Here is a 25,743-nt window from a genome sequence, read left to right as displayed (position 1 = left end):
GATCTTTGGAATTTTCATTCGACATCACCGATAACGATATTTCCCGCGTGAAGAGCTTCGTGAGGGAGCACGAAAATGGCCGATACGTGGTCGAGAGGCGCAGAAGAAACCTCTCGGCAACAAAGCCGGAGATCACGAAAGAGCAATTCTGGAAGGCAATGACGGGAGCCCGGCTTACGTCGGTTCAGCGCTCCGGCCCCCAAAGCCCGGTCAGCCGCTTTCTGAGTTCTCAACCTTTTCCTCTGGCTTACGACAACGTGCGCGAATCCAAAGAGCCGGAACACTTTATGCGCAGCGCCCTGGTAAAAGCCGGCGGCATCAGATTCTCCAAGCGCATTGCCGAAGACCTTACCGCAAACCTAGAACTGTTGCGGTCTGGAGCCTGGAAGCAAACGCTTGCCGATTGCAACGCTCTTCGGTCGGCTACATCCGCGCAAGACGAAAGACGCGCGGCGTACCATATCCGCATCACGTTTAAAGGATTCGGCCCGAAACAATCGCGCAATCTTCTGCAGTCGCTCGGACTGACCCGATACGAAATTCCGATCGACAGCCGGGTTACCCGTTGGCTGAGGGACTTCGGTTTCCCCGTTCCGCTCAGTCCCTCGGCACTCGCCGACAGTGACTATTACGATTTCGTCTCCGGCGGACTTCAAGACCTGTGTAGGAAAAGCGGGGTCGAACCCTGTATTCTCGACGCGGCCATCTTCGCTGCGAAAGACGGCGATGACTGGGAGAATGCCGACATCCTGTATTAGGGCTTTGCAGGTCAAGCGACGGCTCCCAAGGAGCGCACCGAGGCAAACGTGACGCGATTGATTTATTTGGGGAGATCGCCGAGGCTTCAGTCGATCTGCTGCGAGGATATCGAAACAAAAGCCGATAGAGCCGACTACTGCTCGGGCTCTGTCGTTGGATTCAAAATGGCGGCGAGATTGCCTATCGGCAGTGTGTAGGAATCGCCCGGATAAGAGGTCGCTAGCTGGTCGGCTTCTTTCGTCAACGTCACGGCGAGCTCACTGATCGAGGCGCGAGGGTTTTCGAGGCGCGCCTTCATGACATGGTTCCAATCCGCCCAGGTCGCCCGCGGATCACGGTCGGAGAAGCCCGTAAAATAGGCGCTGTACCGCCCGATGACGAACAATTCGACCTTGACGTCCTCTTCGACCTCTATGCCAGCCCGTTTGGCGAGTTCGTGTGCGCCAAATCTGTCGAGCCAGCCGACTACGCGCTCCACCCAGTCGTTACCTTGAGAAAGTAGGTCCTTGCCAGCACTACGGCGGGCTCGATTGTCCATACCGACCGGCTGCTGCCACTTGAGCTGGAACAAGGCCAGTTCGTTGTTCCTCGAGTCGTAGGCGATGAAATCGAGATCGGTGACGGTCTTGCCGCCGTCACGCAATTTGAGATTTCGATCGTTCAAGACCCAACGGTCTCCCGGAAAGATGTGTCGCAAATCCTGCAGCCACCTTTTCTCCCGGTTATTGGCCACCCGGAACCAGTCCTTCGGAAACCTGGCCCGCAAGTCAGATAGGAGAAACAGAAATGGATTGATCTCCAGTCCGTAGAGCGGAAGAATGAAATAACCTTGGCTGGAACGGACGATTGGCGCCCATGCGATCTCGGCCGAATCCGTATGAGCGGCCAGATTCGAAGGTCCCAAGGTCAAGCACTCCAAAAGCCTACGCACCTGCCCGGTGTCGGCATCGAGATGGGCCGCCACGCCAGCGACGAACTCGTCGCAGGGAGCGAATGTCGTAAGCAAATTTCTCAAGTCCAGCTTTGGATGGCGACGCTTTAGAATGGACGCGAAGCAGAGATGTTTTTGTGCACGTCCTGCGATGGCTGCTAAAACGAAGATAGTGATTGAACGGTTCACCGCCGATTACGTCGTCCATCCCGATGAGGTCCTGGCTCCACATCCGGCGCAGGTAGATCTGACCGCACTCGACGAAATGATCGTCGATTTCCTCGGTAGTCGTGTACGCGATGCCCCACCCGCCAAAACATTCCACGGCCGCCTCGAACTTGTCTTCGAGAGCGGAATGGCGCCGCTGTATTTCGAACTCCCAGGGCTCATCGTGTTCGATAGTGAGATCGCTAACCCACCTCTTATGCCTTTGTGATATGACCTCGCCATACATGGAAGGATGGTCGGTTTTGAGAACGAGAATCGTGTCGATACCCGACTCCAGTCGTCTAGGTGGCTTGTCGACCCGCGCGGCCAATAAACCTTCGTCAAGCCAACCATAAAGCATTTCAGCGCGCTGCAGCACACCGGCCTGGAACAAAAACTCCGTTGTCTGCTGCCGGGTCTGACCGGTACTCGGAAACAAGCGAAAGGGGCCGCCTGGAAGCTCTGTCGGCACCATCAGGGATAGCGCCTTGTTCACGCCCCACGATGAAATCGTATCTTGTTGCCGCGATATGCTCGGTTCTGCATCGGGTGGGAGAAACAGCTCTTCGCAGAACAGGTTGTCGATGGTGCGAAGCGTTTCGAAAAGAAGCGGCTCGACAGGTTGTCGCCACTGTTCGAGGAACCGTCTTTGCGCTTCGATCTTCTCGCCAAGGATTTCGAGCGCTTCGTCCCTCATCTCAAACCACCGTCCAGCCCAGGGCCTCCTCGATCGCCTTTCTATAGCGGGTTCGAACGGGTGCCGGCGTCCGCCGGACGTAGGTTTCCGCCTTATCGCGCGTTTCACCCGACAGAGATTCGAGATACGTCACGACCTGCTGGCAAGACGGCGTGACGTAGGCACCCTCGAACTTCGGCTTGAGCGCCGTCCAGACCACACCGCCCCATCCGGATTCCGACGCCCAAGTCGCGACGGCGGCGGTTTCTGGGTGATCAGATTCGGAGTCCGCAGTCCAATGACCGACCGAGCGGTCCACAAAATGCGAAGATATTCCTTCACGCTTGGCGAGCGCGACACGCGCATCTTCGATCGAAAGCACATTCAGCCGGGCTGCGAACACTTTGACGGACGCCGCATCGGGTGTGAGAACCAAGGTGATACGACCGTCGTTAGATTGGCGCGCGAATTCGACCGGTAGGTCAGGCCCATCATATTCCCAATCAGAATGCAGGGGGAGGTCACGCGGGTCCCAGAGCAACGATCCCCAAGCTAAACAAGCGATTTTCATTGCAGTCTCCGATCGTTCGTTGATGGTGGCGTCTTAATGAGTATCTCCAAAAACACGGATTCAGATGTTAGCCAATCCATTGCGTTCTGGGCGACGTCATATGCTGGACGGGAAGTCCTTCCGACCAGAGAACATTCCCAGACGACCAAGACTCGCCAGCCTTCGTCGATCAGGCGATCGATATCGCGGCGGTCGCGTTTCTTGTTGGCTTCGAACTTCGCGAGCCAGAACTCGCGGCGCGATTTCGGAACGGTGGAGCGATAGCAGCCATGCGCATGCCAATAGCAACCATGAACGAAGATGACTGCCCGATATTTCGGGAAGACGAGATCGGGGCTGCCGGGAAGTTTGCGGTCATGCAAGCGATAGCGCAGACCGATCTTATGAAGAGCCGAGCGCAACAACATCTCGGGGCCGGTATTCTTCTGGCCGACTGAAGACATTATGTGTGAGCGTGTTTCCTTGTCGACCCTATCCATTTAAACGCGTTTCAACTGCCTAGTAGTGACGAGTGCTTCGAGATGATGATGGAGCTTTCTCGGTAGCGCACCACCGTCGATGAGAACGCCGGCTTCCATATTCTTTTCCATTGCATGTCCAGTCAGATTCGCGCTCGATATGAAGCAAATCCGCTCGTCCGCAACCGCCGCCTTGGCGTGAACCTTACCACCAGCGAAAGCTTCCGACTTATCCGACCAAAAATAGATTTGTGCGGCGGGCAGCAACTTTTGCATTTTGCGGATGACGTCATAAGAAACGCCGCCACCATGCTGCCGGTCGGATTCGAGCAGCATGGAAAGCGCGACGCCGTCCTGCATCGCCTTGGTGAGCGCCTTAATGATCGACGCGACTTCATAGGCGACGAAGCTGGTGAGAAAGAGTTTCGAGCGCGCCGCCTGGATGACCCGCAACAATGTCTGCTCTGTCTTACGGGTCGCGACGAGCTCGCTCGAAGGTCCGGTCCAGACGAGATCGACCACTTCTTCCGATTTCGCCTTATGGTAGGCATAGCTGGCACCGATCAGCATACCCGCCAACTCGGCAATTGACATATCGAGTACACCGACCGCACTGAGAAATCTGTCGAGCCGTGCGCGGGATGTCGCTGTCATTGCCCATCCGCTCGTGCCGACAGGAAAAGCCTCCATGGAGGTCTTCTGGATCAGGTCGGCCAGTTGCCGAACCTTGTCCGGCGGACTGTTGGCGACGAGATTGGTGATGGCATCGAGCAGTTCCTGCACAGTCCCCTCTCAATCGAAAAACGCCGCGTCGGCGACATCGAGTGTGGGCACGAGTAAAGTGCGGTCGATATAGCGGTTGCCGAACTCGCACGAGGTTTCCGAAACGAACGAACAGGCATGACAGGCCGCGGCATGCAGTGATCTGTCCTTTTCCGGTTCGTGTTCGGAACATAGCGGGTCCGACGAACAGATGTGGGCGCGGTTCAAAGCCTGACTCAAGAGACGGCCGAGATACTCGGGCTTTCCCAGATCGACGAGCCCGCCGAGCGTGCCGTCCGAGTCGGCCGCTGCCGTGTAGATTAGGATTCCTGCTTGCGGATCGTCGCCATCGACATCCGCATAAATTCGTTCGCGAATGCTGGCGGAGTTGTAGCCGCATTCGAGCGCGAGTTCCCGGATCAGAAGGTGGGAAAGCGTGTGCAGCATCGCGTACCGGATACCCGGATAACCTTCGTCCGGGTCGAGCTTGCGAGCGTTCCGCCATCCGCGATGTCCGGCGAGAAGCTTTTCGTTTCTCTCGATCACGCTCGGCAAAGCCTCCCAGGTCTTCAGCGCGTCTTCGCTGAACCGGATGAAGATCCCTTCGCCATGGACTTGCGTCGCCGGCACCCACTCTGGAGGGTCCTTGCACAAGGCTGCCCGCACCGGACTCTCGTCCGGGTTACCCGACTCTTCGGGCGCTTCGACGCGAGTGAAGCCGAGCAGCGCATTGACCTCGCGTAGCCGTTCGAGCAGCAAGACGCTCGCGATACGCTTTTCATACCCTTTCGGAACGGCAACCGGTTTGCTGAGGAAATGAGGCCAGTCGGTCGGTGGATTGGGATCGATTAGCACTTCCCATTCCGGGCCTTTGATATCGGCTTCCGTCACGCCCGTATCAGCACCGCCGCTTTTGATTTGCTGGATGACCTCCCAGATCGCTTTCGGAGTGTGCTTGTCGATACCGGGCAACGCACCGGTTTTCTTCAGCGTCTTGACCGTGACGGCAACCTCCGCCTCGGAGTCAAGGTCTTCGAAATAGTCCCAACCGTCGCGTACGAGCTGCGAGATCGGATCGCGTGCTAGGGGAATGGCCAGAGCGGACAAAGTGATCGGAAACCAGCTATTCGTCGCCCCGAGCAACACCGCGCGTGCCTGCTGGTTACAGTCGGCGTCGTATTGATCCATATGAGGATGACGACCCCGGCACTTGGGCAGGTTCTCTTTGCCGGATTTTCCGAACGCTTGAGCCATACTGCGCGACGCACCGCACTCGTCGCATTTCACCCAAAGGTTCTCGGTCTGCAGCGACGCACCACTCTCGTAGAATCGCAACGTTCCTGTGCAGCCCGACGGCCCGTTATGCACGAAGTAGTGCCACGGAAAATCATCGAGATGGCCGGCGCGGCAGGCGAGCAAGAATCGGGCGGGAACGGCGTCCGCATGTTTGGAGCCTTTGCAATCCTTGTGAATGAACCGGGTGCGTTCGGGCCGATAGCGATCCTCCTTACATTCGAAGAGACCGAGATCGTATTCCGATAGCAAGCCGCATTTCACGCAGCGCAGCCAGCGCGGAAACGGACGCACGGGCACGCCGATGTAGGCTTCGGCGGACCAGACGTCGATATCGTCGCTTTTCTGAAACGGTGGAACGCGCAAGCTATCGACCTGCTGTCCCAGCTCGTTCCTGACAGCGGCGAGCAGCCTCGCTTCTTCGATCGGCTGGCAACGGCTCTTTTCCCACCGATCGATGCCCAAGGTGACGACCGACAGACTAGGCATGTCGATCAGCGCGCCTGGACCGTAGGTCCACAGGAGCTGCGAAGGCCGGACCTGGCCGATGGGGGTTTTTTCACCGCTCATGCGTCTCCTCCATCGCTGTCATCGTTCTCGATCGGCGGCGGAGCCCAGGCCGGACTGGACCCGCCATGGCGATCGATACTCATGACGAGGCGCACGCCCGGCTCGACTTCACGCATCGACATAGGAACCGTGAAATTGTCCCACGCTTTGATGCCGGGTCTATGCAGCAGCGCAACCATCGTGTCCTTCTTCGGTCCCTTTTTCTCGTAAGCGAGCGTGCGTCCGCCTTTTCCTGCCTCGTTGGCCCATTCGTCGAGGCGCTCCTTGAGTTCATCGGACGCGAGGGTCTTGATCGCCGCCTCCTGCGATATACTCCAGGCGCGATCGACGATTACACTGGACGCGCGAGCGACTTCGGCCTTGTCGGGCTTGTCGAGAACGCCTGCTCCAACGTTGGGATTGAAGACGTCGTTCTCTAACCGCACCACGCTGAGCAGTGCGCCGGTCAATCCGCGGTCCATCGCCCGCGGCGAGAACGGTGTCACGGACTGCGCCTCGACATGTTTGTAGAATGTGGCGTGGTAGTGCTCGAACGTCTCGTAGTGCGACAAATCACGTGGCCGTGCCCATGTCAGGACCGTGCAGACGAGGCCGGGAGACGAGCGGCCGACGCGGCTCGTCGCCTGAATGTATTCGGCGGTCCCTTTTGGCTGGCCGTTGACGGCCATCAAACCGAGGCGGTTCACGTCGACACCGACCGAGAGCATGTTGGTGGCGAGTACCACATCGATGGCGCGAGCTTCGCCGTCGGCCCATTCGGTGACGTACTTCCCTTTCGACGGATCGAACCTCGCTTTGAACTTCACTTCCAACTGGTCGAGATATTTCGGGATATCCCGGCTCGACACGCGCGAAGTCAGCTCGCGGATATTGCTGACACTGCGCTGCGCCAGCCCCGGCCGCTCGAGGAGACTCATCTGCACGCGGTAGGATCGCGTCTGCACGTCGTCCTCGGCGAGCCGCTTCATGCCACCGAGCTCGCGCAGAGAATTGAAATAACCGACTGCTGTCAAATAGGGGTCAGCGGCCTGACCAAAACGGTCGAACAAAGCCTGCGAAGCAGTCAGGAAGGCGGTATAGACACGGATCAGCATGGCTGGGCGCGAACTTCCCGGCGAGCAAACGCCCATATAGCGCCGCCCCGGAATTTGCTCGGTCGGCCGCTGCACCGAGAAGAAATTGTCGGCGACATTGAGGCCGTGCGGCGGGAAGACCGCGACACGGCGCATGAAGACGTTGTTCACCTGCTCGGACGCTTTGCGCACCGTCGCAGTCGAGGCGACGATCTTGGGCTTGATGGTGAGCTCGCCGATCTTCCAACCAGACAGCTCGTCGATTGCGGTCTCGTACAGTCCGACCATCGTCCCCAATGGACCGCTAATCAGGTGGAACTCGTCCTGGATAATCAAATCAGGCGGCCGTAGCGGCGTGATCGTCTGCGCTGTCGAGCGCGGCAATCCCTTGCTCGCCGGATGATTGCCGCTGCAATCGGATTCGGGCCACAACAGGCCGTGACGCGGACACTCGCTCGTGGCGCGTCCAAACAGCGTTCGCACCTGCCCGCGCCATGCCATCAAAGCGAACTTGTCGACCGTGGCGATCATCATCGAGGGCGGACGGTGATAGATTTCTTCGTCGACCACGACGACAGGGATGCCGGGGTGTGGCTTCTTGCTCGACTTGCCGCGCGAGAATTCGCAGTGGCTCTTTTTGTCGCCGCAATAAATCGTCGTGCGTTTGAGGAAGGTATCGACATCAATGTCGCGCTTATCGGACACTTCACAGCCGCACCACGGACAGCTGGTCAACTGGGCCGGCGACGTTCCGCCGGCGTCGAACTTGTCGGGATCGCGAATGTCTTTGATCGCGCGGTGAGCGTCATCCGTCTTGCCGGGCGTCACCTTGTTGCCGACCCACAGGCCGATGGTGAACGGTTCTTGGCCTAACGACTCGTCACCATTCGCGAGCGATTCCTGGCGCAACAGTTCCATCGCACAAATCAGTGTCGATGCCCTCTGGAATTGCTGCAGGGTCAGCAGCCGCAACGTGTAGCGCATGATGACGCCGAGACCGCGGCCACCGTCGAACCCGCCTAGCTTCCCTTGGAGGCGCCTGATCGCCATGGCGAAAGCGGCGACGCCGAGATAGGCCTCGGTCTTACCGCCTCCCGTCGGGAACCACAGCAAATCGGCGTAGGCGTCTACCGGCTCGCTGCGATCCTTATGCGTCGGATCGGCGAGCGAGGGCAGCGAGAGTAAAATGAAAGCGAGCTGAAACGGTCGCCAAGAACGGTTCTTGCGCAGTTCGAATGCTGCAAGGCCCTTGCCTTCGCCACGGCGCCTCGAAAGCGCGTATAGGCTATGAATGCGTTGCCGCGCCATCGCATGGTTGGCGAACCGGAAAGCCTTCAGGGCTTTGTCGTCGGACTTGTCGGCAAGGACAGCAATGCCTTCTTCCAGTCGCGTTCTTATTTCCTGACACCGCTGCAACGCGGCCTTGGCTGGGGCATCGTGCCCGACGACGTCGGCTCCGATACGTGCCGTCTGTTCATCGATCCATTCGCCGTAATCGTCCGCGAGGATCGACAAGGTGGCGACGAGATCGTCGCGCTCCATAGCCGCGAGCGCGTCCATATCGAGATAGCCGTTGTCGACCATCTCGCGCATCGCCGGTCGATCCTCGGGCCTGAGGCCGGGAGTTTCAGTGACCGGCACTTCGTATTGCGGCATGACAACGGTACGTACGCTTGTCGCGCGCTCAGGATCGCCGGCCACGGTATCCGCATGCACGGCGACGCCGTGCCCGACCGCGAACTCGACTTGCCTGCGATAGATCATTTCGAGGGCGTCGCGTTCGGGATCGTCACCGTTGTCACTTAACGCGAGTCGCCGCCGGAAGATCGCGGGGTCTGTCGCACCGGAAGCGGCAAGCACCGCAATTTCGGGTTGGAACAGCCAGGCGCTGTCCTTGTTCTCTTCCGGCTCCTGCTGAGCATTCACCAGAAAGAGCGTAACGAGGCGGTCTCCGTTCGCGTTTTTGCCCCGGATCGTTCCCTGAATGCGTATTTCGGGATGATCCTTATCAGGCGCATGATGTGGAACCACTCCTTCGGTCAAATCCAGCGTGATTTTCCCACCGCAAGGCACACGCTGCCAGACCTTCGTTTTGACCTCTTCCTGTCTGGTTTCGACGACGTTGCCTTCTTCGTCTTTGACCTTCCTGTTGATCGTCTTTTTGTATTCGTGTTCGTGGATACGAAGATATTGCCCCCACCGGGCGTCGACTTCGATCTTGTCGATATCTCCGTCGACGCAGAAGGTAAATCCGAAGCTCGACGGAATGAGTGATTGATTGCTCTGTGCGTCGATCTCGTCAGCCGCTTCGGCCTCGGCGTCGACCTTGCCGGTCGTACCATCGAATTCGGCTCCAGGATCGTGGCGACCGGTATGGACTTCCAGATCGTCGGGCTCTTTTTCGTCCTCCGCTTCGAGCGGTCCTTCGAGACCCTCGATACCGCCCGCTTCGCCGCGCTGCTGTGGCGCGAGTTTCCCGACCAAATATCGATCGCGCACTCCCATATCGACAATATGCTCGTGTGGGCCGTTCGCAGGACCAAGAAGGTCGTCCATGACGGCAAGCTGGAGCAACTCTCGAATATAGGCTTGATTGTCAATTAACGGGACGTCTTCGAGCGCCTTGCCCGTCAATTTCGGCACCGCGCCGACAAAATCATTCCACTGCAAACGTCCTATCGAACCGGAACTGGGCAGTGAAAAACCAACTCTCGCCAAGCTCGTCCCGGCCAAGCATTCCACAGAGCGGTCGAAGTAGACAGTTGTGTTCTCCAAATCTGATCTGAGGCGCAGAACTCGGCCGACACGTAATGTTCGGCCAGAGTTCTCGGTAACTAGAAACCAGTCGCCTTCGGTGATGCCTTTGAAGAGGGTCGGGACACCGATCAACGTGGCGACGCTGTCTGGAAACGGAAAGTTGCCGGTACCGTCATCCAAGGCCAGCCATGAGTTGCACCCCGAGAACTCTCGCCCTATTTCTTCAGTACCTTGTGTGTCTGCATCGGTCGACATTTCGAAATCGTCATCAAGGCGTTGCCTAATGACATTGTTCGCCATGTTTTGTTGAAGCTCTGTCATGCCTGTGACGACGATTTTGTCGTTGAATGTCTCGCGTCCTAGCTCCGCCATCAATCGACCAAGCAACTCGTCCAGAAAACTACTCGATACCGAGCGGACGCCGGTGAAATCGATTTGGATGGGTTCTGCCGCCTCAGGCAATAATGCCAGGATTTTGCGTCGGATGCGGGTTGCCGGTGGCCGGCTACCCGTGTGGCTGCACTCGTTTTGTAAAACGAAACCGCTTTCTGCGATTCTTTCGCCTTCCGAGAACAGAAACATCGAGTCGCCGCTGGCGGCAATCCAAGTGTCCTCCAAAGACACCGGATTTCTGAGGTCGAAAGACATGGCAACGCCGGTACCCGCAATGTCAGATCCAGTTCGAAACCGGCCTATTTCGCCTTGTTTCATTTCATAGGTGGACTTTCCGGACCAAACGGAGAAACCACCCTTGTTCTGGGTCATAATTTCCAGACTGCCGGCCATCCCGTTGCCTTGGCCGACTTGCTTGTCCCGTGTCTTTCCTCGCGTTAAAGCGATTTCGATCGCTTCAGCATCGGTCTCCATACCGAAACTGCCCGACAAACTTCCAAGCAACCCAATGCCGTTATCGCAGATTGCGATGTCTAGTCGCTGGAGATTTGGGAAATACTGAGCACAAACAACGCCAGGGGTCGGAGATTCGGAATGAATGAAGACGTTGTCGACAATCTCGTTAACAGCCCATTCGAATGCAGGCAGGAATGCTGAAGCCTCGTCGAATTGTTGAAGCACCATGTCGGCGATAAGATTGACGGCATTGAAAACCGCCTCTCCATCTTTGACCAAAAGTATGGGAAGAAATCGTCCGGCCTCCGGGCTTCGACCATGATCCGGTTCTGCGAGGCCCAAGGCCCTATGGAAATCCATCCGGGCAAGGTAGGAGATAGCTGGCGACGTACCAATCAGAGAAACCGCCCGCCCTTTATGCTGTTCACCGAGCAACCAGCTTGTCAGGAGCGCGATTGCGCTGGTTTCTAGAAAACAATCATCCGAAAACTGAACGAAGATCGACTTATCTTTGGTTGGACATCGGCCAATCGCGACCTGCATCTCTTCGAGGCCGACCCGACCTGAGAGATCAATACTCGCCATTTAGTTAGCCTCCGTTGGAAATTCGGTAATCAGAGCCGTCCTCACACGGTCAAGCTCATTGTTACCGTTGGTTACGAGGATGCACCACTCCCGTCTGGCGCGATAGTCATCATGTCATGAGTTTTGTCCGTCACAGGCCACCTCCCCGAACCGCGAACAAATCGTCGAGCGCGTCGGCATCGGAGGCCTTACTCGCTGTAGCGCGCTTGCCGGTGTTGCCCGACTTACTTTCGTCCTCGTGCCGTACTTTGTTCAACGCCACTAAGTTCGAAATAATTTGCGTTGCGGTTTCTTCAGATACATAAAATCGCCGCCGATCGTTTAACGGAAGGTGGGAGATGTCATAGAAGTCATGCCGTAGTAGTATTTCGTCAAAACCATACGCTTCCAACACCGCCTGATCTAATTCCATTATGATTGATCTGAATTTTTGGACGCAATCGTCCTGATTTTCTTCATTGTTGATCAGATTATAGAATTCCGTTGGTCCAATATTTTTTTCTGAAAGTATTTTTTGACGTTTTTCGTAATATTTATTTCCTATTTCTTCAAGAAATTTTGTATTGTTTTCGGGCATTGGAAACGTATCGAGCGCCTTCGATGTAGAATATGATAAAGTTATTCCTCGCGAGCCAGACCTCCAACGTGCCCATACATCATGTATGTTCGACTGTAAGACCCCAAATGAACCATAATCCGAGAAAAAAATTGCTTTTGTTTTCTGATTAAAACCAGCCTTGCCCACATACCGTCTCAAAACGATGTACTTGGAAACGGAAGGCATTATGAGATAAGTATTATTATTTTCTTGCGCCTTTCTCAGTTTTGGGCGCATATCCCAGAACTTCCAAAAACAATCTTGATGTATTTGTCCGGTCTGACCGTCTCGGAATGGTTTAACTTTTGCAACTACACGTTCAAATGCGAAGCTCCATTGTGCGGCTTCCGTTTGGGACTTATCCTCAAAATCAATTACCCAACGATAGGGTTCAAGGGCCGGAAGGTCGACGATGTCGTCACCTCCAAAATAGGGTCTAATAATCTCATCTGCATCTTGGTCCTTGTTGGAGATTTCCGCCATTTCGGCTTCAGACAATACGAATCCTTCTCCCATCAACTTGAATCCGTCGGACTTCATGTCTCGCATCGATCTTAGTTTTTGCACCTTGAAATGCGACATTGAATCAAGCGCCGGGGAAATAAATGTAACGAACCTTCCATCTAATTTTCTGGCACCATTCCACTTGCCTTTGAAAATGGAGAAAACACTCACAGTAACCGAAGCGCTTCCGGGCCAGGGAGAGCTTGGATTGGCTGAAAATATCTCGCCACCATGTGTAAGCACTTGCTCGAAACCAACGTCTTTATTGCCGGTATCCTTAATTGCGCTAGTCGTGACAAGACCAAGGCAACCGGAAGGTTTGAGCAAAGAGAACGCTCGAAGAAGGAAAAAAACGGCTAAATCAGGCGAACCAGAAACAAAATTTCTGATTATATCGAGCGCGCGGTAATAAGATTGACCTGTATTGGATGTTATTACTCTTCCACCCATATAGGGGGGATTACCGACAATCCCATCAAACCCGCTATTTTCGCGACCGAACACCTCTGGAAACTCCAAAGGCCAATGGAAGGGACGCCTCGGTGCCTTTCCGTGGGAAAGGTCAGTACTCAATCTATCTCGTGCATGGCGCCGTAATAAATCGATCGAATGTCTATCACCGGCTATGCTCTTGCCTGCCTCGACAGACAAAGCCGTTGTGTCGATCGCTTTGGCGCCGGTCGCCAGAACCTCTCCAATCAATGCATCGGATATAAATTCAGGCAGCGACAACTTTGCACGTGCCTGTTCGTCCAAATTTGCCATGACCTCAACGTCATGAACGTCGCGGATGGGATGACATCGAAGTTTGGCGCGCAGCGTCATCGCTTCGTTTACAGTTTGATGGATTTTGGCAGCAAACAGCTTTTTTGAACTTCCCTTTCCGGGCTTCATGTCGAGATATAGCAATTGATCCAGCCTATGGATGCCCAACAGACCATCGCCTGCGCGGAGGTTGTGGTCGAGAAAACCGAAGGGTCGTCCCTTGGCGAGTGTGACAAGCCAGATGGAGAGCTTGGCGAGTTCGACGGCTAGCGGGTTAATGTCAACGCCATACAGGCAACGCTCTGCTATGAGGCGTCGAGCGGTCAACAATCTTTCTTCTAGGTTGTTTCGAAGAGGCTCGTAGCCGTTTCGCTTTTCGACAACGATACCTTCAGTGGTCACCGCGTTTCCGGACGCTTCACTCTGATCCCACGCCTCGACCAATCTTTCGGAAAGCCAGCGGCATACTTGGACCAGAAACGCCCCAGATCCCATAGCAGGATCACAAATCTTGAGATCAAGAAGCTCCGCTGGTGATTTGAGCTTCCACTCTTCACGTGGCGATCCTTCGGACGGGCCGACATAGACGATCGGTTCCAACGTTTCCTTGACGATCGCTTCGGTCAGAGATTTTGGAGTGTAATGAGTACCGGTCTCTCGGCGATCCGCCCCGGTGGTCACCATGAAGGTGTCAACCGGGTAAACAAGCGGATACCCCCAACCGTCCATTCGCAAGAAATGAAAATACGGCTTGATACGGTCACGGAGCGCTTTGTCTCCATGACAGGCGGTCAGAAGTTTGTCCGCGTCGGCGTCCTCGAACTTCTTCGCGAGATCATTCGTTACACGGCTCGCGGAGCTTCCCGTCCGGTTCTTGAGCAAGTCGGCGACCGCGTCGCCGCTCTTCTCGACCGCGGACTCCAATTCATCAAGTGTAATCCAAGGCTTCTTCGCACTCTTGGTCGCATCGAGATCCAGCGTCACGCCTTTGGCACGGACGACGGTACGCTCCAGAAGCCCTTCGTACACGTAGCCGATCTGTTCGACGTCGAGTGCCCGGTACGACAGAGTTCTCCCTTGAAAAAGTTGCACGGCGTCGAGCAGAAGCAAGACCGTTCGGTTGTCGATCGGTAGCGGCATCGCTGGATCGGCTTTCCAGTTCGAATCTTTCGCGCGTCCCTCGAGAAACGGGAAACGATCGGGATCGAAAAGCGAGCCACCGAGTGCCGGCAAACGGAGCGCTTCATGCCCGATGCCACCGTAGACTGCGCGGAATATAGCGAGCAGACGTGACCAGGCATCCCAACGTCGTTCCAGGATTTCTTCGGCTTCGCTGCGCAATTGCATGCGCAGCGTCGAAACGGCGTAGTTCGCTTCGTAACGTTCGTCCCCCATAAGCAAGAGATCACGCTCTTCTGCCGACAATAGGAAGACGATCCGCATCATGATCGTCAGGGCGGCTTCGTACAATTCGGCTGGCTCGACTCCTTCGAGAAGCTCGTAATTGCGATCGACGTTGGCACGGTCAAGGGATTGGATCAGAACTTCGACGGCACGGCGAACCTGCTCACCGAGCGCATCGGTAACTTCGTCTTGTAGCTTGAGCGACTCGTCGAGAAGCGCTGGCAACTGCTCGCTGCGGTCGACGAAAAAACGCCTTACGCCAAGAAGGTTGACGAAAGCCTGAAGTGTCTTGGGCTCCTGACTCCAAAGGTTGGCATACCAGCTCGCGAAGCTCGTCACCGCGCCAACCGGCGCGTCGACGAACATCCATCGCTCGCCATTCGTCACGAGCCCAATGCGCACACCCGTCGCTCGGCACAATTCCACCATGCGCTCGGCCGGGCTGGCGGGCCAACCGTCGGTTTTCAAGGGTTCGTCGAGCGCGACGCTGGGGTCGTAAACACAAACGAGCATCAATGGCTCGTCACTTTTCTGGTCGTTCACGATAGCGTAGTCGGGGTGAATCACGACACCGCGTTCGGGAATCTCGCATCGCAAAGCTTGAGGCAGATCTCGGCGCGACTTGAAAACGTCACCCGCACCGTCCTCGTCCAGTTCCAAACCTTGCCGCAAAACTAGATTGATCCATGCCGCGTGGATGGTGGCCAGGTCCGGGTCTTCGAGGTCCTGCGCTTCGCGCCATTCATCATAGGCCTGTCGAAGGACCCTACGCTTGGAGGCGTCTAGTTCCTCCAATCCTTGCGGAAAGGTCTTCGTCAGAACTGGCTCCGCGAGAAACGGCCCAGAGATATCAATCAGCGAAAGCCATTCGGCATGTTGACTTGCTGTGCTCATACTTCCGCCCTCGCCAGCACGGATTCGGGCACTATGAAGATAACTGCAACCGGGAATGTCCTGTCGTCGAGGTCATGGTAACGCTGTTCGATCGCAACGATTTCAGCTTCTTTTTCCATGGGGATACGGGTTAGCCTCGCTCTTAGCGCTTCGTTGTCGCGGCGCACCTGCAAGCGCTCATCCTCGTGCCACTGTTTGATCCAATCGATCTGTTCTGGCTCGGCTTCTTTTTTCAATTCTTCTTCGATCGCGTTCGAAAGTTCGTCAAGAACAGTGGTGATATTCTTGATTTCCTGCGTCTTTCGAGTTTCCAACGTGGATTCGAGATTGCGAAGACGATCGCGAGACCGCGCTTCGGCGGTTTGAGAGAGTGCGTCTTGGTGTTTGACGAACCTGGCCGAAAGCTCATTGAACAAAGGTTCTGATGCGCGGCACTCAGAGGATACCGCAAGCCATTCATTCACTTGGGTGACACGCTGCTCGCGCGCAAAGCCGGTGCTCTTCAGATAACCACCCGAAACCGTCAGTTCTTCATGGAGACGGTGGTGATTGCCACCAGTGACAACAAGACGCGCCACGATCACGGCAGCTGGTTCGTCAAGCATCGTATCCGGGACAGATCGGACGTCGATGCGGTGGAGCTTTTTGACATCGTCCTGCGCCCAAACCTCGGCGCGCATCAGCCTCAGACACATCTGGACGAGGCGATGGTTCAGGTGGATCAGGACGACATCGTCCCTGTTCTTCGCCACATCGTGGTCAAAGGTGATCGGGCGGAGCTTGCCCGTAAAGGGATGATGCAGTCCTTCCATACAGCGTGCCCAAGAGCCAGTCAGCGCCGGCATTTCGAAGACGGTGCCGCAAGGCGCACCTTCTAGCTCGACCTCCTTCAGCGGCGGCTTTTCGGCCAACGAGAGACCGGCTCTCACCGCAGCACAAATGCGCTCCGGGGTAAGGTGAAAATCTTTTTGGGTCTCTTGAAGGCGCTCGTGCAACCGGGTGATGCGTTCTTTGAGTTGGCGCTCAGCGCGCACGAATCGCTTGGCTTTCGCAGCACGCGCTTCTGCTTCCCTCGTATCCAGTTCACGCCGTGTCCCTTCAATGAGCCCCGCCATTTGGGGAGCGATGACAGGGTTCACGCTTCCCATGTCTGCGCGCATGGCTTCAAGCTTCTTGAGCGCGCGAATAATGTCGTCCTTGTGACCGCCGAGGTTGTCGCTTTGAGCGGCGCCACCGTCGACAGGATGCCAAATCAGTACCTCGTCGTGCCTCTGTCCGTGACGGTCGATACGACCGTTCCGTTGTTCCATAACGTTCGGGTTGTAGGGGATTTCGATATGGATCAAGCTGTTACAATAGTTCTGTAGATCGATGCCCTCCGAGGCCGCATCAGTCGCTAAAAGGATGCGAACCGGCGAATCAGTGGGGTTGGTCTGGAAGGCGGCCTTCACGATCTCCCGGTCGTCATGGTCCATTCCGCCGTGAATGATCGCGAGTCTGTCGCCGCCGAAACCGTTCGACGCGAGTATCTGCTGAAGCCATTGCTGCGTGGTGCGATACTCGGTGAACAGAATGACCCGTCGATCGTTCCAATTACCGTCGGTTTTGAGATTGTCGTTGACCCATTCGACGATGGCACGCGCTTTGGAATCGGCGCGCTGGGCATTCTTTTGTGCCCAATCCCGCATTTGGTCGAGCAGTCGTTTCTCTTCTTCCGTCAGCGGAGCCGTTCGCTTGGTCGCCTCTTCGACCGCTTCATTCTGGGCTGCTTCGGTCTGCCGGTCATCGGCGTAATCCTCTTCCGCTTTCTGGATCGCTTTGCGCAGGATGCGGTCAGCCAAAGGATCGGCCTTTTGCACCACCTGGCCAGCAGTCAAAGTCGCGAAATGCTTTTCGAGAGTGGAGGCAAAGGCGGCTGGCGATGAGAAGAGCCTCTTCTTCAGCATACCATTGACGAATTTGGTCGCGGTGGAACCGCTGTCTTGCGTCGTCAGCTCTCGGCTTTTGCAGTAGGCGTCAAGGACATGATGGATGGCACGTTCGTCGTCCTTAAATGGAATGGGCAGTGCTTGCAGGTTCCGCTTCGGATAAAGTGGTTTGCCGTCACTATCGACGAGGTCGGTTTTGAGCCGCCGGACCATCACTTGCGAGAGCTGCTTGTCGTCGGGCAAAATGTTCCGCGAGAAGCGCTGATCGTCGAGTAGTTCCAGAAGCGACGTGAAAGACTCGGTGTAGCCGTTGTGAGGAGTGGCGGTTAGAAACAGCTTGTGTTGGAAGTGCGGTGCGATCTTTCTTATTAGACGCGTTCTCAGGCTTTCCAGGGCATAGTGTGTGGAACCAGCGGGCGCTACGTTGTGCGCTTCATCGACCACCAGGATGTCGAATTTTCGTGGATAGCTGGCATGAAAGGGAAGTATGTCCTTGAGCGTACGATGGGCCTCACCCGACTTGATCCAGTCTACTGACGTGATCAGGCGAGGAAATGAAGTCCATGGATTTGCATGAATCCCGCGGTTGCGTCTGAGTTCCTTGACGTAGTCTGTATTGACGATCTTGAATTCCAGCCCAAATTTTCCGAGCATTTCGATGCGCCATTTCTCTTGAAGTGACGCTGGACAAACGACGAAAACCGTGCGGGCGCGGTGTCGCAACAGCAATTCTTGAATGACCAAGCCTGCTTCGATCGTCTTGCCAAGGCCGACATCGTCGGCAATTAGCAGGTTGGCTCTCGCCATATCGATTGCGCGGACCAAAGGATCAAGCTGAAAATCTTCGATACTGACGCCGCTTCGGAAGGGAGCCTGAAGGAAACCACGGTCGGCGTTCGTTGCCGCACCCCATCTCACCGCATCAAGAAACGCTTCCAATCGCTCGGTGTCGTCCTGTCCTGTGACAGAAGGTAAGCCCGCCCTTTCGATTACGTGAGCGCCAGGTTCGATCTCCCATATCACCTCGATTTCTTCACCGAGGCTGTCTTCGTCGATCGACGACAAGGTTAGGCAATGCTGCAGTGCAGTCGATCCGTTGTCTAGTGTCGAGGCTTGTACATCCGCGACAACCCACTGCCTGCGCCGGACTTCGACAAGCTGCCCAGGTTCGGGTGAGTTCGAAAAATAGCTTTGGGAAGGCTTGGGTTCGGTGCTGGCTAAAGACATCAGGCAGCGCACTCCTGGGATTCGTAATACTCTTGGACATGCCGAAGAATGCTCTTTCCGATCGCTTTGCCGAGATTCACTGGAACGGCGTTGCCAATCAATCGACCGATCGACTTGCGATAGATCGCGCCTTGGTTCGGAACGAATTTGTAACTACGAGGAAAACTCTGCAGGATCGCCCCTTCGCGAAGCGAGATCGCTCGATCTTGTTCGGGATGTCCAAACCGTCCGTTGCCGAAACCATAGTACTGCGTGGTCATGGTCGGGGCCGGGGCATCCCAAGTCATCCGGCCATAGACACTCGGATAGGTTTTGCCGGAACTCCTCTTGTGGCAGTCGGCGACAAGCTCTTCTTTCCAGTCGCGCCACGTGCCGCCCGGTTTTGACGCCTTGATCCTCTCTAGATTGAGCGGAGAGAGCTCGCAGGCCTGGTGTAGGGGATCGCTCTCGCAAATTTCCCCAGCCTCCAAAGGTGGCAAACCCTCGATTGCTTTTCTTACAGTTCTTCGACGTCCAACAGGGGTGGTAGGATCGATCAATTCTATCGGACCGAGTTTCGATGCGAGCAATACAAGCCGATTGCGTTGTTGTGGGACATTATAGTCGGCACAATTCACGACGTTGTGCCAGACATGAAACCCCTGGTTTTCAAGGCTTGCAATGAAGCCGGCAAAGACATCTTGCTTTGCGAGTCGCGGCACGTTTTCCATCGTGACTAAATCGGGCTCGGTTTCTTTTGCAATCCGACAAAATTGCTGGAGCAGATTCCAACGGTCATCTTCGGGACCACAACGTCCCTGCTGATAGGTTGAAAACGGCTGGCATGGAGCGCATCCGGCTAGCAGAGTAAGGTTCGCCCCCACAAAGAAATCGGACAGATCACTGGCTGAAACTTCATCAACGGATTTGAGGAGAAATCGAGCTTTGTTGTTCGCTTCATAGGGGTATTGGCAATGTGGATCGATATCGATACCCAGCGCTACATCAACGCCGGCAGATTCCAATCCCTTGGTTAATCCTCCAGCCCCGCAAAACAAATCAATGCCTTTGAGGACGACCTTATTACGCCGCCTTTGAGTCGACAGTTTATCTTTCAAGCCGCTTTGCGGCATGTTCCCCCCCCTAAGTTACTTATCTAAGGTCGTTGGCTTCGTCGCCCAAAATGCGGTCGAATCGAACTCTATCAGGCGGCCATATTCTTCGACCAATTGAGCTACGACAACACCACGGCCTTATTTTTCGTTGACTTCGGGCTAGGCGCAATCGGTGTCAAGAAGTCGATCGAAACCATTCTCCGCGTCCCTTGCGGACATCGCTTTAGGCAGAATGACCTTTGAGCCACAATGGATCCTTTTTGCTTTCAAATGCAACCAAAGTTATCTGATCGGATCAGTGCAACTAGCTCGCTAGATGCAAGCCTGCATATGGCCTTCATAAGGGCTGACCAAATAATGACGTAGACGCACGAACTTAGGTCACTCGAAGTTCATTGCCGGCATGTCGGGAATGCCACAATCTGTACAGTCCGCCTTCATTTCTGGAAAATCTTACACTCAACGAATTCGCGATGGAAATGACAGCGGAAAACCGGGCCATCTTGGGGCAAATCAACTTTAGGATTTTGCATTTAAGAAGGAGAGGAATGAGGCTCACGTGATGATCACGAAAGTCCAAAGCGATTGGTGGTTACTATGTGGTTACTTTTCCAAAGCTCAAATTCGTTGAACAGATGCTAAGTTTTTGAAACATATGGCGCACCCGACAGGATTCGAACCTGTGACCTCTGCCTTCGGAGGGCAGCGCTCTATCCAGCTGAGCTACGGGTGCTCTTCGCGGCGCGGGATTTGCGCGGCGGATAGAGGGGTCTGATACAAGATCCGGCGATCCGGGGCAATTGCTTTTTGAGATTTTGGACAAGATATCGGCGTGGCTGTACTGCCAGATGAAAGTGGGCGCTTTGCTTGCTTGAGGCGGCTTTGATGGGTGTGAAGTGCCGACAAAGCTCCGAGAAAATCTTGGCGGGCGACTCGACGCAAACGGCAGGGCTGAAATGTCGGAGGGGTCTGGAAGCAGGAAAAAAATGTCCGGTGCGGTGATAGGGCGGCGAGGGTCGTGCGTAGGAAGGTCGATGACCTGAGTTTTGCAGAGACCGATGACCAAGACAGATAAATGCCGATCGCTGGTTCTTGTGCTGGGGGACCAGTTGAGCATGGACCTCTCCAGTTTGAAGCGCGCAGACCCGGACCGCGACAGGGTGTTGATGGCTGAGGTGATGACGGAAGCCACCTATGTACGCCATCACAAGAAGAAGATTGCCTTCCTGTTCTCGGCCATGCGCCATTTCGCCGAAGAGCTTCGGCAGGACGGATGGACGGTTGATTACGTCAAGCTGGACGACCCGGACAACACTGGCAGTTTCAAAGAGGAGGTGGAGCGCGCGTGTGGCCGCCTGCAGCCGGAGCAGCTACTGGTCACCGAGCCCGGTGAATGGCGAGTGCTGGAGGACATGCGCTCGTGGTCGGATGCCCTCGGCCTGCCGGTGGAGATCCTCACGGATACGCGGTTTTTTTCAACGGTCGCGGATTTCCGGGCCTGGGCGGATGGGCGCAAGCAATTGCGCATGGAATATTTCTATCGGGAAATGCGCCGTTCGACCGGCTTGCTGATGGACGGCGACAAACCGGCGGGTGGCAAGTGGAATTATGATGCCGACAACCGCAAACCGGCAAAGCCGGACCTCTTCATGCCTGAGCCGAAACACTTCAAGCCCGACGCGACCACGCGGGAGGTCCTGGAAATGGTCGGCGAGCGGTTTTCAGAGCATATCGGCGACCTGGAGCCATTCTGGTTTGCGGTGACCCGCAAGGAGGCCGAGAAAGCCTGCGATCATTTCCTGGAGGAGGCTCTGGCTGATTTCGGAACCTATCAGGACGCCATGCTGCGAGACCGGAAGTTCCTGTTCCACTCTGTGCTGTCGGCCTATCTGAATGCTGGCCTGCTGGACGCCAAGGCGCTGTGCCGGAAGGTGGAGGCGGCCTGGCAGGCGGACAAGATTCCGCTCAACGCGGCCGAAGGGTTCATCCGGCAGATTCTTGGCTGGCGCGAATATGTGCGTGGTATCTACTGGCTGAAGATGCCGGACTATGTCGACAGCAATGCGCTTGGCGCGGACCGGCCGTTGCCGGACTTCTACTGGACGGGCAAGACCCGCATGCGCTGCCTTGCCGAGGCCATTGGTCAGACGCTGGAAGAGGCCTATGCCCACCACATTCAAAGACTGATGGTGACCGGCAACTTTGCGCTGCTGACCGGCGTCAGGCCGAAGGACGTGCATGAATGGTATCTGATGGTCTATGCGGACGCCTATGAATGGGTCGAAGCTCCCAACACCATCGGCATGAGCCAGTTTGCCGACGGCGGTCTGCTCGGCTCGAAGCCTTATGTGTCAAGCGGCAACTACATCGACAAGATGTCGGACTATTGCGGCACCTGCTCCTATGACGTCCGTCAGAAGACCGGGGCGGAGGCGTGCCCGTTCAACGCGCTCTACTGGGACTTTCTGGATCGCAACAGCAAGACACTGCGCGGCAATCCGCGCCTGGCTCAGCCCTATGCGTCCTGGGACAGGATGAAGACAGACCGGCAAGAGGCCCTGAAGGAAAGCGCGGCAGATTTTCGCAAGCGCCTCTTTGATGGTGAAGAAGTCTGAAGTTTTCTTCCCATGTCAGGACCGGCGAAGCGCTCTGGAGCGCGGCTTTCTGCCGTTTGTCGGGCCAAGGCCGGTGTCACAAAAAAAACGCGCAGTCGTGAGACTGCGCGAATAAAGTTACTGTGCACGTGGCCCCATCGACCACGGCGGCAACTCTAGCGGCATCTCTTGGGATTGTCATTACCGTAAAATATTTTATTTTTTGATTCACTGTAATGCGACTGATCGTTATTCATACTGAGTTAAATATGAAACAATTTGCAGCTTAAATTAATTTATTAATTTCAGCACCTTAATGTTGTCGTACATTTAAAAAATGCCGCTGCTTCAAAGCAACGGCATTTAGAGCGCAGGAATTTTATCGGCAAATTTGCTTATAATTGGAGGAAATTTTTCCTGATTTGCTGGAAACTTTGACGCGCGTAATGCCTTTTCGAACAAAGCCGAGCTCTTTTGCTGCAGCCCAGGTCACATCTATAACGCGCCCTTTGGCATAAGGGCCCCGGTCATTGATCCGGACGGTGACGGTCTTGCCATTGGCGAGGTTGGTAACGTTCACCAGCGTTCCGAAAGGCAGGCTTCTGTGTGCGGCAGTAAGCTGGTTCGGGTTGGCGCGTTCCCCGCTGGCGGTGGTGCCCCCGAGTTTGTACCAGGATGCTTTTCCGCATTGCTGATAGGCACCGGCCTGAGCACTGGTGAGAGCACCAGCTGCCAGAAGCAAAACACCGCTCAGCGCGACGCGCGATACGTGCCGTGCGAGAACACTTCTCTTCATGATAGTCCCCCTGGAGCCCTTCAAGCCGCCCCGATAGATCGTGAACACAGTTTTGTGACACAGCCAATAACATTCCGTAGCGGCGCCTTTACGCCGTGACAATGATCAAAATGTGGCAGATTTTCTGGACGAATTCGGCATTAGTATAAATTTATAACAAGATTTTAATTACATTTAAAATTTCAAGATTAATCTTTCGTTTACTATAAAAATCCTAAGAGTTGTGGGTTGTTTTTCAGCATCAATTTTAAATACTGAACTGTGTTAGTAATTTTTCATAGCGACGGCGCAAGTGTATTGAGTAGCGCCAACCTGACGATAATTTTGAAAGGACGGTCTGGTGCAGGTCAGCCATCGGTTCTTGAGTGACCGGCTGGAACAATCCGGTCGTGCACGAAGCAATACTCTTACAGGCTTCCACACGTCCTTGCTGGAGGTGCTCCCTCATGCTGCGGCCTATGTCACGAAGGATGGCAGCTTCCTGGTTCATAATCAGCAAATGAAGGCGCTTTGTGCCGCAAAAGGTGTCTCGCCGGTTCCTCTCAGCTTGCCCGCACTTCTTTCAGAAAAATGCTGGCGGCGGTGCGAACCGGTTCTGTCGGCGGGCTTCGGGGGTATCCCGGCACAGGCAAGTGGTGCGATCCTCATGCAATCGGGGGAAACTTTCTGCCACCACATGATCTGCACATCCTTTGTTTCACTGCCGGGTGAACGTCAGGCCGTTCTGGTTCAGTTCGAGCTGGAGCAAAACCGGGAGGACGAAATGGTCGTGATGTCCGAACCGGCAAAAAACGACGCGCTTTCCGGAAAGGCAGAACGTGGCCTTGATCTCATGGAACATTTTCCAGACGATGTTCTGGTGTTTGGTGCCTCTGAAAGTGTCGAGGCAAGAGCTGAAAAACTTCTGCAACTGATCGGCAGTGATTACGATGCCAACTTGCTGGCCGAAGCCTTGGCAAGTCTGGAAGGCGGACTGCCGCAGACCCTCTATATTCCTGAAAACAGAAGTTTTCAGTCCGCCGGCCGTGCCGCCGACCGTCAGATGTGCGAAGTGCGGGTCGTCCCCATTCCCGGTACGGAGCAAGAGCAATCAAGCAGCCGCGCGTCCATGGCTGTCATTCGGCGCAATGTCGATTGCCCTCAGGAAACCGCGGAAAACAGGCGTCTGGCCTATCTCGATCCCTTGACGGGGCTGGAGAACCGCCGGGCTTTCACCAGGGCGCTGAAGCGTGAACTGAAGCGGCTGGCAGCCGACACGGAAACGGGCCTGGCCGTTCTTTATATCGATCTCGACGAATTCAAGAAGGTCAACGATCTTGGCGGTCACGATGCTGGCGACGATATGCTTTTGCGTGTTGCGGCCTGCCTGCGCCTGACCTTGGGCGAATTCGGCACCGCCGCCAGGATCGGCGGCGATGAATTTGCGGGCATGGTGCCGGTTGCCAGTGAGGAAGCCGCCCTCGATATTGCCGAAGAAATTCTTGGTGCTTTTGACCGCATCCGCCTGGAGGTCGGAGACCGTGTGTTCACCATCGGCGGATCCATTGGGGTCGCCTATCTCGGTGGTGGCATCAAATTGCGCGAAACCGATGCGGCAGCTCTTCTGGGCCTGGCCGATCGGGCCTGTCTGCGCGGCAAGCGATTTGGAGGCCGTTCGGTGCAGGTTCACGCGGTTCAGCCACAGGATTTCGAAGGCGTGGGCGGCGAACTGGTGGATCTGCCCGAGCCGGGCAGTTTCCGCGGCAATGAATTGACCCTCTATGCAATGCCGATTGTCTGCCTCAAGCGCGGCAAGCCTTGGGGATCGGAAATCCTGTTGCGTCTCAAGGGCGACCGGGCGCGGGGCCTGTCTTCGCGGGCCTGGATTTCGGCCGCCGAACGCTCCGGTTTCATTGCGAAGGTGGATGCCTGGACCCTGGACAAGGTGCTGGATGCGGCTGAGCGGAATTCGGATCGCAGCATTCTGACGATGAATGTATCGGCGGAATCGGCCCGCGACCCGAATTTCCGCGACGGTCTCTACCAGCGTCTGTCGGTCAATCCGCTGCTGGCGGCCAAGCTCTGCCTTGAAATCGCGGAGAAGGACTTTCTGCGCGAGCCTGCCAGCGTGCAGGCGTTTTTCCGGTTCGTGAATGAACTTGGCTGCCAGACCGCCATCGACGATTTTGCCGGACATTGGCCGGTGCTGTCCCGGTTGACCGGCCTGCGCGTCGATTGGCTGAAGCTTGAATCGAGCCTGACCCAGCAGGTTGTGGAAGAGCCGGCGAAGGCCGCCATCTTGAACGGCCTGGTCCGTGCAGCGCATGAACTCGGCATCAAGGTGATCGCCAAGCACGTGGAAACATCTGAAGAAGCAAGATTGCTTTGCGAATTCGACATCGAAGCGGCGCAGGGCTTTTTCTTCGGCCGTCCGGAGCCTTGGCCAGGCGCCTGATCGACGCTCGGTGC

At 55.8% G+C, this 25,743-nt stretch carries 14 protein-coding genes and 1 tRNA gene; 3 read left to right on the top strand and 12 right to left on the bottom strand.

Annotated elements, in window-relative coordinates; all coding sequences use genetic code 11:
* The first annotated feature begins 5 nt into the window (after positions 1-5).
* Positions 6-758: a hypothetical protein gene (locus tag AC2A6O_RS23090; protein ID WP_498930603.1), complete on the top strand. Its 753-nt coding sequence runs from the start codon at positions 6-8 to the stop codon at positions 756-758.
* 134 nt (positions 759-892) lie between these two features.
* Here the strand turns inward: AC2A6O_RS23090 and AC2A6O_RS23085 are convergent, their stop codons facing one another.
* The 11 genes from AC2A6O_RS23085 to AC2A6O_RS23035 all read right to left on the bottom strand — a co-directional run bounded on the left by AC2A6O_RS23085 (position 893) and on the right by AC2A6O_RS23035 (position 20,638).
* The gene (locus AC2A6O_RS23085; protein WP_498930601.1) at positions 893-1,723 is read right to left on the bottom strand and encodes a hypothetical protein; all 831 of its coding nucleotides are present in this window, start codon (positions 1,721-1,723) and stop codon (positions 893-895) included.
* Positions 1,683-2,594 (bottom strand): hypothetical protein, encoded by a 912-nt coding sequence (locus tag AC2A6O_RS23080; protein ID WP_498930599.1) that lies wholly within the window; start codon positions 2,592-2,594, stop codon positions 1,683-1,685. The genes AC2A6O_RS23085 and AC2A6O_RS23080 overlap by 41 nt, the downstream gene beginning before the upstream one ends.
* Before the next feature lies 1 nt (position 2,595).
* Positions 2,596-3,144: a hypothetical protein gene (locus tag AC2A6O_RS23075; protein ID WP_498930597.1), complete on the bottom strand. Its 549-nt coding sequence runs from the start codon at positions 3,142-3,144 to the stop codon at positions 2,596-2,598.
* Entirely contained in the window at positions 3,141-3,623 is a 483-nt protein-coding gene (locus AC2A6O_RS23070) for a very short patch repair endonuclease (protein ID WP_498930595.1), read from the bottom strand. The genes AC2A6O_RS23075 and AC2A6O_RS23070 overlap by 4 nt, the downstream gene beginning before the upstream one ends.
* Positions 3,624-4,385 carry a DISARM system phospholipase D-like protein DrmC gene (gene drmC / locus AC2A6O_RS23065; RefSeq protein WP_498930593.1) on the bottom strand — a complete coding sequence of 254 codons (762 nt, stop codon included), beginning with the start codon at positions 4,383-4,385 and terminating at the stop codon, positions 3,624-3,626.
* Positions 4,386-4,394: 9 nt separating this feature from the next.
* The gene (gene drmB / locus AC2A6O_RS23060; protein ID WP_498930591.1) at positions 4,395-6,227 is read right to left on the bottom strand and encodes a DrmB family protein; all 1,833 of its coding nucleotides are present in this window, start codon (positions 6,225-6,227) and stop codon (positions 4,395-4,397) included.
* Positions 6,224-11,491, bottom strand: coding sequence for a DISARM system helicase DrmA (gene drmA, locus AC2A6O_RS23055; protein ID WP_498930589.1), 5,268 nt, complete (start codon positions 11,489-11,491; stop codon positions 6,224-6,226). Before drmA ends, drmB begins: the two co-directional genes overlap by 4 nt.
* A gap of 130 nt (positions 11,492-11,621) precedes the next feature.
* Complete coding sequence (locus AC2A6O_RS23050; protein WP_498930587.1) at positions 11,622-15,656, bottom strand: Eco57I restriction-modification methylase domain-containing protein; 4,035 nt, start codon at positions 15,654-15,656, stop codon at positions 11,622-11,624.
* Positions 15,653-18,811, bottom strand: coding sequence for a DISARM system SNF2-like helicase DrmD (gene drmD, locus AC2A6O_RS23045; RefSeq protein ID WP_498930585.1), 3,159 nt, complete (start codon positions 18,809-18,811; stop codon positions 15,653-15,655). Before drmD ends, AC2A6O_RS23050 begins: the two co-directional genes overlap by 4 nt.
* A complete protein-coding gene (locus AC2A6O_RS23040) occupies positions 18,811-19,923 on the bottom strand; it encodes a DNA cytosine methyltransferase (protein WP_498930583.1) in 1,113 nt (370 codons plus the stop codon). Before AC2A6O_RS23040 ends, drmD begins: the two co-directional genes overlap by 1 nt.
* A gap of 638 nt (positions 19,924-20,561) precedes the next feature.
* A tRNA-Arg gene (locus AC2A6O_RS23035) sits at positions 20,562-20,638 on the bottom strand.
* A gap of 325 nt (positions 20,639-20,963) precedes the next feature.
* Between AC2A6O_RS23035 and AC2A6O_RS23030 the strand changes: the two genes are divergently transcribed.
* Positions 20,964-22,520, top strand: coding sequence for a cryptochrome/photolyase family protein (locus AC2A6O_RS23030; RefSeq protein WP_498930581.1), 1,557 nt, complete (start codon positions 20,964-20,966; stop codon positions 22,518-22,520).
* A 358-nt stretch (positions 22,521-22,878) separates the two neighbouring features.
* Here AC2A6O_RS23030 and AC2A6O_RS23025 read toward each other — a convergent pair whose 3' ends face one another.
* The gene (locus AC2A6O_RS23025; protein ID WP_148582106.1) at positions 22,879-23,295 is read right to left on the bottom strand and encodes a septal ring lytic transglycosylase RlpA family protein; all 417 of its coding nucleotides are present in this window, start codon (positions 23,293-23,295) and stop codon (positions 22,879-22,881) included.
* A gap of 340 nt (positions 23,296-23,635) precedes the next feature.
* On the opposite strand from AC2A6O_RS23025, the gene AC2A6O_RS23020 reads away from it, so the two are divergent.
* Complete coding sequence (locus AC2A6O_RS23020) at positions 23,636-25,729, top strand: EAL domain-containing protein (RefSeq protein WP_498930579.1); 2,094 nt, start codon at positions 23,636-23,638, stop codon at positions 25,727-25,729.
* The last annotated feature ends 14 nt before the right edge of the window (positions 25,730-25,743 follow it).

It is taken from the genome of Labrenzia sp. ATLA3 (assembly GCF_057180185.1).
This window is presented reverse-complemented; position numbering and strand designations above follow the sequence as displayed.

Bases quoted from the DNA above. Each gene is read 5' to 3' on its own strand.
- AC2A6O_RS23080 (WP_498930599.1), bottom strand. From the start codon at position 2,594: ATGAGGGACGAAGCGCTCGAAATCCTTGGCGAGAAGATCGAAGCGCAA.
- AC2A6O_RS23075 (WP_498930597.1), bottom strand. From the start codon at position 3,144: ATGAAAATCGCTTGTTTAGCTTGGGGATCGTTGCTCTGGGACCCGCGT.
- AC2A6O_RS23070 (WP_498930595.1), bottom strand. From the start codon at position 3,623: ATGGATAGGGTCGACAAGGAAACACGCTCACACATAATGTCTTCAGTC.
- drmB (WP_498930591.1), bottom strand. From the start codon at position 6,227: ATGAGCGGTGAAAAAACCCCCATCGGCCAGGTCCGGCCTTCGCAGCTC.
- drmA (WP_498930589.1), bottom strand. From the start codon at position 11,491: ATGGCGAGTATTGATCTCTCAGGTCGGGTCGGCCTCGAAGAGATGCAG.
- AC2A6O_RS23050 (WP_498930587.1), bottom strand. From the start codon at position 15,656: ATGAGCACAGCAAGTCAACATGCCGAATGGCTTTCGCTGATTGATATC.
- drmD (WP_498930585.1), bottom strand. From the start codon at position 18,811: ATGTCTTTAGCCAGCACCGAACCCAAGCCTTCCCAAAGCTATTTTTCG.
- AC2A6O_RS23040 (WP_498930583.1), bottom strand. From the start codon at position 19,923: ATGCCGCAAAGCGGCTTGAAAGATAAACTGTCGACTCAAAGGCGGCGT.
- AC2A6O_RS23030 (WP_498930581.1), top strand. From the start codon at position 20,964: ATGACCAAGACAGATAAATGCCGATCGCTGGTTCTTGTGCTGGGGGAC.
- AC2A6O_RS23025 (WP_148582106.1), bottom strand. From the start codon at position 23,295: ATGAAGAGAAGTGTTCTCGCACGGCACGTATCGCGCGTCGCGCTGAGC.